Raw genomic sequence first — 11,381 nt, 5'->3', positions numbered from 1 at the left:
GGGCGAGTAGACCTTCATCACCATAAAAGATGCCTCCTACCCGACCCCTGGCGGGGCCGGGATCAGAGGTGTCCACCACTCGGGGACAGGTCCCCTCCAGCGGTCACTGCACCCCAGCGGGCGCTGGCCGCGTTTCTGCGTCTGCCCGCCGGGTGATCTCCGCGCCGGGGCATCGCTGCTCTGGCGCTTGTGCCCGTACGGGGCGGTGTAGCCGGTGGTCGGATGCACGGTCGCCTCAGGTTGTCGGTGCCGTCGGCTAGCGTGCGAGGTATGCGCTACTTCAATACGGCCGGGCCGTGCGTCCCCACGCGTCACTACATGGTGCCGGCCCAGGAGCGGCTGCCCAGGGCCCGCGGGTACATCGAGCAGGGCCAGTACTTCGTGGTGCACGCGCCACGGCAGACCGGGAAGACGACGGTGCTGGCGGCGATGGCCCGGGAACTGACGGCCTCGGGCCGGTACGCGGCGCTGCACTTCTCGTGCGAGAGCGCGGAGGTGGCCGGGGAGGACTACGGCCAGGCCGAGCTGCTGGTGATGGAGGCGATTCGGCGGTCCGCGGAGTCCGCTGGGCTTCCTGATGAGCTCGTGCCCCCCGCCTCCTGGCCCGACGCGGTGCCGGGGTCCCGGCTCACGCGGGGGCTGACTGAGTGGGTGCGGAACTGTCCGCGTCCGCTGGTGCTGTTCTTCGACGAGATCGACGCGCTGCGGGGGGAGAGCCTGCGCAGTGTGCTGCGCCAGTTGCGCGATGGCTTCACTGTCAGCCGTGGCGGCTTCCCGCATGCGGTGGTGCTGTGCGGGCTGCGGGATGTGCGTGACTACAAGGCGGCCTCGGGCGGGGATCCGGGGCGCCTTGGTACGTCGAGTCCGTTCAACATCAAGGTGGCGTCGCTGCGGTTGGGCGACTTCACCGAGGCCGAGGTCGCCGAGCTGTACGGGCAGCACACCACGGAGACGGGCCAGGATTTCACGGTGGATGCGCTGGAGCGTGCCTTCAGCTTTACCCAGGGACAGCCGTGGCTGGTCAACGCGCTGGCCCGGGAGGTCGTCGAGGAGATGGGGGTGCCGTCGGACAAGCCGATCACGGCCGAGCACATGGAGGAGGCGAAGGAGCGGCTGATCCTGGCGCGTGCGACGCATCTGGACTCGCTGGCCGCCAGGTTGGGCGAGGACCGGGTGCGGCGGGTGATCCAGCCGCTGATCGCGGGCGAGCTGCTCCTGCCGACGGACACGTACGACGACGATCTGGCGTACGTGCGCGACCTGGGGCTGGTCGCTCCGGACGCGCCGGTGCGGGTGGCCAATCCGATCTACCAGGAGGTCATTGTCCGGGTCCTGGGAAACAACACGGAGGGCCAGGTCGTCGCCGCCCCGAGCAGCTTCAGGCTGCCGGACGGCCGGATCGACATGGACAAACTGCTGTGCTCCTTCGCCGAGTTCTGGCGGGAGAACGGCGAGATCCTGGCCACCGCCTCGACCTACCCGGAGGCCGCAGCACAGCTGGTGATGATGGCCTACCTGCACCGGATCGTGAACGGGGCGGGTTTCATCGACCGGGAGTACGGGGTCGGCCGGCGGCGCGTGGACCTGCTGATTCGCCAGCCGTACACCGCTGTCGACGGTTCGCGGGCGGTGCAGCGCGAGGCGCTGGAGCTGAAGGTGTGGCGCCAGGGCCGCACCGACCCCCTCGCCGAGGGGCTGGCGCAGTTGGACGACTACCTGGACCGCATGGAGCTGTCCACGGGCACCCTCGTCGTCTTCGACACCCGCCCGCAGGCAGCCCCGGTCCACGAGCGCACCGCCTTCTCGCAGCAGACCACGCCCTCCGGGCGCACCGTCACCCTGCTGCGCGCCTGACGGCCGGGAGACCTCAGCCAGGAGCGCCCCCGGATCTTCCCTCCCGTGGCCGTGTTCCCGGAGCAGCACGGGTTCGGTGCGGGAGCTGGAGGGGCTCGACAGCCAGGAATCGCGGCAGATCGGTGCTGACACGTCAGCACCGTGCCAGCACATGAAACCCTGGGGGCGGGCCGCGGCACGTTCTTCGACAAGCGCGCCGACGGCACCTTCGGTCCCGTGGAGGAGATCAAGATCGATGTTCTGGTCACCCCCGGGCAGTGGGACGCCCTGGGCCGCATCAGCGCCCCAGGTAGTCTCGCCTCCGGGGCCCAGAAGGCCATGCAGCCGGGGCCGGTCTGGCCATACCTCAAGGGATGGAGCCCCTACGGACCGGAACGGCGCGACGGACGATGACGTGAGCAGCCGGCCAGAGGCGCGGCTCGCACGACTGGTGGCGGGCGGCGCCCGTCAGTCGTCCTTGGCGATCCGTGATTCCCGCCGCCGCAAGCCGGGCTGTTCGTCGGCGCAGCCGTTCAGAGAGCTCGCCGCACGACATCCCCGCGCGTAGGCACCGGGATGGGGTATCGCCTAAGATCCGGCTGAGGTCGATCTCCACAGGGAACAGAACCGCCCCCTTGATCACCCCGCTGAACGCCCCACCGTCCCGGGCCTTCCCTGAACCTGCGCGGGTGCCCCGGATGTCAAGGCCGTTCTGTCATCTGGGAACAGGGACTTCCAGCAGCGCTAGGGTTTCCGGGACAGAGGGAATGGCACGCTGCCGACCAGGGGAACGAAACATCATGGGACACGGAGCACGAAAGCAACTGGCGAAGCTGCTCGACGCCTCGGAGCGATGCGGGGACTTCAGTACCCGGGTCGAGATGTCCGCCCGCGCGCTGTGCGTCGAGGTCGACGGCGTCGGGGTGCTGCCCCTGCCGCTGCGCGCCCCGGTCACCAGGAAGCTGATCGCGCAGGCCCGGGAGGCATGCTTCGGCCGGGGCGAGCAGACCCTGTCCGACACCAATGTGCGGGACACCTGGGAGATCACCCCGGACCGGATCACCCTGGGCGGCCCCGACTGGGACCGCACCCTGAGCGGCGTCCTCGACGGCGTCCGCACTGCCCTCGGTCTGCCGCCCACCACCGTCCTGCGGGCCGAACCGCACGCGCTGCTCGTCTACGGCAAGGGCCAGTTCTTCCTGCCCCACCAGGACTCCGAGAAGGACGACTCCATGGTGGGCACCCTGGTGGTCTCGCTGCCCTCCCACCACACCGGCGGTGAACTCGTCGTCTCGCACGCCGGCCGGAGCGTCGTCCACCAGGCGTCCCGGGAGAAGCTGACCTTCACCGCCTTTTACGCGGACTGCCTGCACGAGGTCAAACCCGTCACGTCCGGCTATCGCATCACCCTCACCATGAACCTCCTCGCCGAACGCGCCCGCCCGGCCGGCGAGGACGACGGGGGCCCGGCCGCCGACCTGGCCCACTGCCTGACCGAACACTTCACCCAGCCGGCCGAAGAGCGCTACGCCTACGGCCGCCAGAAAACGGCGCCCCCGAACCGCCTCGTGTACCTCCTCGACCACGAGTACACCCAGCGCGGCCTGGACTGGGACCGCCTCAAGGGCGCCGACGCCGCCCGCGCCGCCCGGCTCCGCCAGGCCGCCGGGCAGGCAGGCTGCGAAGCGGTCCTCGCGTTGGCCGAGGTGAAGGAGACCTGGGACGCCGTACCGCCCTACGACCGCTACGACTACTACGGCGATGTCGAACACTACGACGGCTGCGAGGACGAGGAGTGCGAGGGTGAGTGCCTCCTCGACCCCGACGGGGAGCCCGGGGCCGAGCGCCGCCGCAGTGGCGACTTCTCCGGCTACGAACTGAACGACCTGATCGACGACGAGATCACCCTCGACTGGTGGACCCACCCCGACGGCACCGGCGGCGAGCGGATCAGCCTGCCCGTCTCTTACGCCGAGGTGTGCGCCACCACCGAGAACAAGGACCTCACGCCCTACCAGTCCGAGTACGAGGGCTACATGGGCAACTACGGCAACACCCTGGACCGCTGGTACCGGCGGTCCGCCGTGGTCCTGTGGCCCCGGCAACGCTCGTTCGCGGCACGCGCCGAGGCCGGCTCCGAGGGAGCCCTGCGAGAACTCCAGGGCCACCTGGACACCGGGGAGTTGGAGCTGGCGCGTACGCTCGCCCAGTCGCTCGCCCCGATCTGGAAGCATCATGGTTCGGGTGAAGCGGCCGCTCCACTCTTCACTGCCGCCCTGCACGTCGCGGTGGGACTGGAGGAAGCGGACACCGCCGCGATGCTCCTCGCGCCCTTCGGGGTGGAGACCCTGGGCGAGCGACACATCCCCGATCTCGCGGAAGCGGCCGCACGGTACGGGCGGACGTGGTCGCGCGGGGCCGTCGGCAGCTGGTTCGGCCCGGCCGCCGCATACACCGGGGCGGATCGCGCAGCGTGGCTCGAGTCTCTGCCCGGCCTCTGTGCCGCGCTGCGGACCGCTGACGGTGACGGAGACGCGGTGGCGGCACCGTTGGTCGAGGGCGTCTGGCAAGCGGCCGAGCAGCAGCTCACCGGCTGGCTCGACGTGGGCCGCGAGGCGGAGCGCCGCGCGGGCATGGAACGGCTGGGAGCTCCCTTGGCCCGCATCCTGCAGGCGTGCGACCCGAAAACCGCCGACACGATCGTCACCGCGCTGCGCGGCCTGCCGGACACCGCCCTGGAATGCCTGCTCCCGGCCCTGCGCACCGCGGCCCGCCGACCGACGACCGTACGAGACGGGGCACCCGCGGCCCACGCCTTCCAGACGCTCGCCGACCACTGCGAGGCCCGGCTCACCGCGGCCGTCACCCGCCCCGTACGCGCGGCGGACGACTGGTCACTCACCCCGGCCGATACCTGCCGGTCCGGCTGCGGCCTCTGCCCCGACCTCGACGCCTTCCTCACCTCCCGCACCCGTCGGGTCATGGATTGGCCGCTCGCGAAGGACCGGCGCCGCCACATCCACAGCCGTATCGAACTGGCCGGCCTGCCCGTGTCCCACACCACCCGGCGTCAGGGACGCCCATACACCCTGGTCCTGACCAAGACGAACGCGGTGTTCACCCGTGAGCAAGCGGCCCGCATCCGCGCCGAGACCGACCTGGCGTGGCTGCGGGAGAAATGGCCCCGGCCACGCGGCTGAAAGGGGACAGACAAGCCCCGCGGTTCGCGCGCCTGGAACCGGCAGTCCGCACCCGGGACGCGGATGCCGCCGCGTCCCGGCTGGCCGTGCATCGCCACCCGCCGGTACCTCGCGGCCGCGCAAGCCTGGGCGTCCGGCGGGCCGGCGCCGGACGGGTAGGCCATCGGCTCGATCACCCCGTGGGAATCTACGCGAAAACGACCTCTCCACGGACGCGAATCCGGATCATGGAGGGGTGGAGGACTGGTACGACTGTAACGACCTGGCCGAACTGCGCATCCGCCTCGATGTGGCGCTCGAAGAGAACGCCGAACTACGCGCGGAGCTTGCCGAGGTGCGAGCCGAGAATCGGCGTCTGCGCACCCGACGCGCCACGGGCGCTGGCTCCGGTCCCCGAGCCTCCCCCCCCGGTCATCACGGAAGGCGGCCACGGGCTGCCGTACGCGGACGCGTCCTCCGGGACGGAGGCGAAGATCGCCCTGTTCCGGGCGCTGTTCGCCGGCCGCGAGGACGTCTACGCCACCCGGTGGGTGAGCGCGAAGTCGGGCCGGACGGGTTGGAGCCCCGCCGAGGACAACCCGTTCGCCAAGAACAAGGCCGATGCCGAGCGGGTGTTCTGGCCGCTGACGGACCGGGCCGTCTACAACCACCTCTCCCGCCCCGAGCCCGGCACCCGGGAGACCCACCTGGGGATGTACCCGCTGCTGGCTGATGACACCTGCCGGCTTCTGGCGGTCGACTTCGACGGCAAGGACGGCAGCGACTGGCGCGGCGATGCGGCCGCCTACGCCTCCGCCTGTCACGACGCCGGTGTCCCCGCCCTGGTGGAGGTCTCCCGCTCCGGGGCGGGAGCGCACGTGTGGATTTTCTTCACTGACCCCGTCGCCGCGGTCACCGCCCGCACGCTGGGGATGGCGCTGCTGCGCCGGGCGATCGACGTCCGCGGGCAGATGACGTTGTCCAGCTACGACCGGCTCTTCCCCGCCCAAGACCTGCTGCCGACGAACGCCAAGGGCAACGCTCGGTTCGGCAACCTGATCGCGCTCCCGCTGCAGGGGGCCTCCTGCCTCAAGGGCACCACGGTGTTCTGCGACCCGCACACCTGGGAGCCGTACCCCGACCAGTTCGCGCACCTGTCCCAGGCCGAGCGGCTCTCCCCGGCTCAGGTCGAGGCGCTCGTCGACAAGCTCGGCGAGGTCAAGGCGGGTCCGTCGGCGACCGCGCCGGTCCTGCCGCCCAAGCCCCGGCGGCGGGCTCTGGGCAAGGCCCCCGCCATCGTCGAGGCGCGGCTGTCGGCGATGCTCGCGATCTCCACCAAGGGACTGCCGACCGCTTTGCTCGCCGCGCTCAAGCACACGGCGTCGTTCCACAACTCGGAGTTCTACCGACGCCAGAGCCAGCGGTACTCCATCTGGGACACCCCACGCCTGGTCTGCTCCTTTGACGTCACCGACCCGGACTGGCTGAAGCTGCCGCGCGGCCTGGCGGATGAGGCCGCCCAGCTCATCGCCGCCGCCGGCGGCACGCTCACGATCACCAGCGAGCTCCCAGATGTCGCGCCGATCAGCGCTCGCTTCACCGGCCAGCTGACCGCGGTGCAGCGCCAGGCGGTCGACGCGGTCAAGGACCACACCAGCGGGGTGCTCGTGGCGCCACCGGGCTCGGGCAAGACGGTCATGGCCTGCGCACTGATCGCACACCACCAGACGCCTACCGCGATCATCGTCAACCGCTCCGAGCTGCTGTCCCAGTGGCAGGACCGTCTGGCCACGTTCCTCGATCTCGGCGGGGGCCGCGTCGGTTCCTTGGGCGCGGGCAAGGACCGCCGCAGCCACGTGGTCGACCTGATCATGCTGCAGACACTCAGCCACCGCGACGCCCCAGACGGCCTGCTGGACGGCTACGGCCTGGTGGTCGTCGACGAGTGCCACGCCGTGGGCACCCAGGGGGCCGAGGCCGCGATCCGCAAAGCCCGCGCCCCTCGATGGATCGGCCTGTCGGCCACCCCCTACCGGGCGGACCAGATGGATCCGCTGATCACCATGCAGTGCGGACCCATCCGACACGAGATCGCCGACGCCGGCGCCTTCGCCAAGCACCTCATCGTCCACCCCACCTCGTTCACCACCGACGAGCCGGGCAACGACGGCGCCTCCTTCCAGGCGGTCTACAGCGAACTCGCCGCGAACTGCGACCGCAACACCCAGATCGCCGCCGACATCGCCGACGCCTCTCGGCGCGGACGGTGCAGCCTGGCCCTGAGCAACCGAGTCGAACACCTCCACCAACTCGCCACGTCCCTCGCCGCGCACGGCATCGAACCGCTGCTCCTGCACGGCGGTATGCCGCCGGCCGAGCGAGCCCGGGTCCGCCCCCGCTTGGTCGATGAAACGACCACCCCGCCGGTGCTGCTGGCCATCGACAAGCTGGCCGGCGAAGGATTCGACGCCCCCAGGCTCGACACCCTGTTCCTCACCAGCCCGATCTCCTTCAAGGGACGGGTGATTCAGCAGGTCGGCCGGATCATGCGCACCACCGAGACGAAGAAGTCCCACGTCGAGGCCCACGACTACCTCGACGCGGACGTGCCCTGGCTGGAACGCATGCACCACAAGCGTCGCCGCATCCTCGAACGCCGCGGATTCACCGCCACGACCCCCGAGGCCCTGCTCCAGCCGCCCGCCCAGCCCGTTGTCCCCGCGCGCCACCGACCGGAGCCCTCACAATCCGCGCCTACACCGCCGGTGGCCGAGGTGCGGCGGTGGGCCAAGGACCAGGGGATGGACGTGCCACCGCAAGGCCGACTCCGCAGCGACATCTGGGACGCCTGGCACGAGGCCCATCCCCAGGCTCAGCCGGTCAGCTGATCCGGTGCGCCTGCGGACGTGGGGCGAGGGCGTCCACGGTCAGTCTGTGACGAACGACCTGAACACCCTCGCAACGGCACTCTATGTCCGGATCGACGACACGTTGCAGGCTTCGCCGGAACTTGCCCCGTGGCGCCGGGCGGTCGGGATCGCACCCACGCTCAGTGACTCCGAACTGCTCACCCTCGCCGTAATGTCGGCGCTGCTCGGCTACACCTCCGAGCGGCGCTCGCTGCGCCGTGTCGCGGCGGACTTCCGCGGCATGTTCCCCTACGTACCCGACCGGTCCGGCTACAACAAGTGGCTGCGAGCGGCCTCGTCGCTGCTTAACCGCATGATCCGGATCCTGGCGGCGGACACCACGCTGTGGAGCGATGATGTCTGGGTGGTCGACTCCACCCCGGTCGGCTGTGGCTGCTCGCGAGAGACCGCGAAGCGCTCCGACATGGCCGGCTGGGCGCAGTACGGCTACTGCGCGTCGCACTCCCGGTACTTCTGGGGACTACGGCTGCACCAGGCGTGCACGATCGGCGGGCTGCCCGTGCTGTTCGGACTGACCGGTGCCAAGGCCGACGAGCGCGAGACGTTGCGCGACATGCTCGACACTGCGCCGGACGTGACGGCCTCCCACTCCTGGCAGACGATCACCGGTGACAAGAACTACTACGGCCGCGAGTTCGAGCAGGACCTGACCGAGCGTGAGCTGGTGCTGTTACGGTCGGCCCGCAAGGGAGAAGCCGAGCGGGCCGGGGCGCATCTGTTCAAGCCGCTGCGGCAGGTCATCGAGTCGATCAACCAGACCTTCAAGGGACAGTCCTGGTCGACCGCGGCGCCCCGGACGGGCCCGCGCCCCCGCCGCTTGATCAGCAGCTGGACCATCTGAAACGGTACGAGGTGTTCGGCGGCGCCCTGCCGCTGCCGGGCACGACGGAGGCGGCCCACCCGAACATCTCCATGTCAATCTGGCGTGCCCTCGCTCACTCACCGCGTCTACGCCTTCGAGTCCTCCTTCAGCCCCGACATCGTCTGGACCCGCCTCGACCACGTCGACTTCACCCCCGCCGCCCCTCGACCCGACCGCCGACAACCTGGTCGGCGACGTCACCGGCCGGTACGAGCCCCGTGAACCGTTCACCCTCGCCGGGTCTTCGAACTTGAGCGGTGCATCTCGTCAGACACGCTGACTGTCCGTCACGGTGTGTGATGTGCATGGCGGGACTGGCCCCCGGACGCAGGACGCCCGTGATCCTGGTTGATCATTTCTGTTCTCTACGCAGAAGGATCATTGGGGAGCCACGGGCTTGGTCAACGATACGACGTTGTTGCTCGGTCTCGACGGGGTGTCCGTCATGCGGGTCGAGTCACTGGCCGACGGGACGCGTCGGGTGCACCTGATCACGGCGGACGAGGCGGCGCGGGCCTGCCCGTCCTGCGGGGTGATCGCCTCCCGGGTGAAGGGGCCGGCGGTGACCCGGCCGCGTGATCTGCCCTACGGGGAGCGGAGGCTGGAGTTCTTCTGGCACAAGCGCCGCTGGTGGTGCCGCGAGCCGAAGTGCCCGAGGAAATCGTTCACCGAGAGCATTGCCCAGATACCGGCCGGGGCGCGGGTCACCGCCCGGTTGCGGGAGGCGGCCGGGCACCGGGTGCGCGATGCCGGCTCCACGGTCATCCAGGCCGCCCGCGACCTGCATCTGTCATGGCCGACGGTGATGGGAGCCTTCCGCGCATCGGCGCGCGAGGTCACGGGCGCCCCGCTGCCCGAGGTGAGGGTGCTGGGCATCGACGAGACCCGGCGGGGCAAGACGAAGTGGGAGCAGGACCCCGACAGCGGCAAGTGGCACCTGGTGCGGGACCGGTGGCACACCGGCTTCGTCGACGCCCTCGGCACCGGCGGGCTGCTCGGCCAGGTCGAGGGCCGCACCGTCGCCGACGTCCTGGCCTGGCTCGCCACCACACCGCTGACCTGGTGAAAGAGCATCCGGCACGTCGCCATCGACATGTCGGCCACCTATCGCGCGGCGGTCCGCACCGGGCTGCCGCACGCGATCGTCGTGGTCGACCACTTCCACGTCGTCCAGCTCGCCAACAAGATGCTGTCCATGGTCCGGCGCCGCACCACTGCCGAAATCCGGGGCCGACGTGGACGCGCCACCGACCCGGAGTGGAAGGCCAGACGACGGCTCCTGCGCAACCGCGAGGACCTCACCCACGACCAGTTCGCCACCATGTGGAACACGCTGCTCGGCGAGGGGAAGATCGGGCAGACGCTGCTGACCGCGTGGATCGCCAAGGAGAACCTCCGCACGACCACGGCCGGGTCACCTCGCAGGGGGACGGGGAGCGGGCAAGGTCCCATCGTGTCGGTTCAGAGGCCGCCGGTCAGCCGACGATGGCGACTGGGGCGTCCCATGCGTTGCGGTCGACGGTGATGGTGTATCCGCCGCGGGTCTCCTTGCTGTTGGCCTTGTACTGATGGCCGCGGCTGTGGTCGGTGTACAGCTTCGGGTCCCAGGGCCAGTCCTTGGTGGTGGTGTCCTGGCCGTTCCACAGTGCGTACCAGAGGTTGCCCGGCAGGTCGGTGCGATTCCTGGCGGTGGCGATTGCCTGGGCGCTGGAACCGCTGAAGCCGTAGAGGCCGCCGCGGTAGGTGTTGGCGCGCAGGGTCTTGGTGAAGGACCGCACGTAGGTCAGGGTGGCGTCGTTGCACGCCTTGTCGGCGGTGTCGTACGACTCCATGTTGAGGTAGATCGGGCTGCCAGGCTTCATGCCGAGCGCCGTCGCCTTGGTGATCGCGTCGTTGGCGTTGCTCGCCCCGACCGAGGCCGCGGTGGCCGCTGTGAACCGCTCCTTGTTGCCGCTCTTCTGACAGGGCGGCTGGGCACCGACGTAGAGGGGAATGACCCGCCAGCCGAGCGTGTCGACCGACTTCACCCACGACTTGGTCAGGTTGGGTTGGGCGCAACCTCGGTTTTTCCCGCCGATGTAGACGGCGACGCCACCGTAGTAGGCGTCCCTCTTCCACGCCTTCATCGCGGCGAGCGAGGGCGCTGTGCAGGCGTCGAACGCCCGGCCTGTGTACGTTCTCTGTGCCGGCCAAGTCGAAGCGGCCATGGAAGTCTGTGCCGCGACACCGGCACCCGCCACGACCGCGACGGCCACCGTCGCCAACGCTATGTAGCGGCCTCTTCTGGACAGCCGGTGCTTCGCCATTCCCCACCCTCGTTCGTGCCTGACCTTCGGGCCTCCGGAGCCGGCCCACTCTAACTGCAGGGACCGCGGCAGCCGTGCGGGGCGCCTCGCGCAGTGATCCCGGACCGCGCCGGCAACCAACCGGAAGGCGCTCCTGAGCGGCAGCTGCCACGGAGTCACGCCTGGCGTGCAGGTGAGTGAGCACCCCGGAGGCGGGCCCTACCTTGATCGTGACGTTCCGGCGGTCATTGCGCGAAGGTCCTGCGTGGGACACACACCGCGCCGCCAAAGT

Annotated in this window: 8 protein-coding genes; 7 read left to right on the top strand and 1 reads right to left on the bottom strand. The window is 70.2% G+C overall.

All coding sequences use genetic code 11. The features are described 5' to 3' along the window. The first annotated feature begins 270 nt into the window (after nt 1–270). The 7 genes from ACFW2Y_RS30745 to ACFW2Y_RS30715 all read left to right on the top strand — a co-directional run bounded on the left by ACFW2Y_RS30745 (nt 271) and on the right by ACFW2Y_RS30715 (nt 10,329). Nucleotides 271–1,854 carry an ATP-binding protein gene (locus ACFW2Y_RS30745; protein WP_384885654.1) on the top strand — a complete coding sequence of 528 codons (1,584 nt, stop codon included), beginning with the start codon at nt 271–273 and terminating at the stop codon, nt 1,852–1,854. A 141-nt stretch (nt 1,855–1,995) separates the two neighbouring features. Beyond that, a complete protein-coding gene (locus ACFW2Y_RS30740; RefSeq protein ID WP_384885652.1) occupies nt 1,996–2,247 on the top strand; it encodes a hypothetical protein in 252 nt (83 codons plus the stop codon). A gap of 386 nt (nt 2,248–2,633) precedes the next feature. Next, a complete protein-coding gene (locus ACFW2Y_RS30735) occupies nt 2,634–5,033 on the top strand; it encodes a 2OG-Fe(II) oxygenase (protein ID WP_384885650.1) in 2,400 nt (799 codons plus the stop codon). Between the two features lie 326 nt (nt 5,034–5,359). Beyond that, on the top strand, nt 5,360–7,900 hold the full coding sequence (locus tag ACFW2Y_RS30730; protein ID WP_384885648.1) for a DEAD/DEAH box helicase family protein: 2,541 nt from the start codon (nt 5,360–5,362) through the stop codon (nt 7,898–7,900). 46 nt (nt 7,901–7,946) lie between these two features. Further along, nucleotides 7,947–8,783: an IS982 family transposase gene (locus ACFW2Y_RS30725; protein ID WP_384885646.1), complete on the top strand. Its 837-nt coding sequence runs from the start codon at nt 7,947–7,949 to the stop codon at nt 8,781–8,783. A 418-nt stretch (nt 8,784–9,201) separates the two neighbouring features. After that, nucleotides 9,202–9,870 carry a helix-turn-helix domain-containing protein gene (locus ACFW2Y_RS30720; RefSeq protein WP_384885644.1) on the top strand — a complete coding sequence of 223 codons (669 nt, stop codon included), beginning with the start codon at nt 9,202–9,204 and terminating at the stop codon, nt 9,868–9,870. A gap of 6 nt (nt 9,871–9,876) precedes the next feature. Next, entirely contained in the window at nt 9,877–10,329 is a 453-nt protein-coding gene (locus tag ACFW2Y_RS30715) for a transposase (protein ID WP_384885656.1), read from the top strand. On the opposite strand, the gene ACFW2Y_RS30710 is transcribed toward ACFW2Y_RS30715, so the two are convergent. Continuing rightward, nucleotides 10,280–11,110: a glycoside hydrolase domain-containing protein gene (locus ACFW2Y_RS30710; RefSeq protein WP_384885643.1), complete on the bottom strand. Its 831-nt coding sequence runs from the start codon at nt 11,108–11,110 to the stop codon at nt 10,280–10,282. The genes ACFW2Y_RS30715 and ACFW2Y_RS30710 overlap by 50 nt on opposite strands. Between the last annotated feature and the right edge of the window lie 271 nt (nt 11,111–11,381).

The sequence above is a fragment of the Streptomyces sp. NPDC058877 genome (assembly GCF_042742855.1).
Classification (GTDB): domain Bacteria; phylum Actinomycetota; class Actinomycetes; order Streptomycetales; family Streptomycetaceae; genus Streptomyces.
This window is presented reverse-complemented; position numbering and strand designations above follow the sequence as displayed.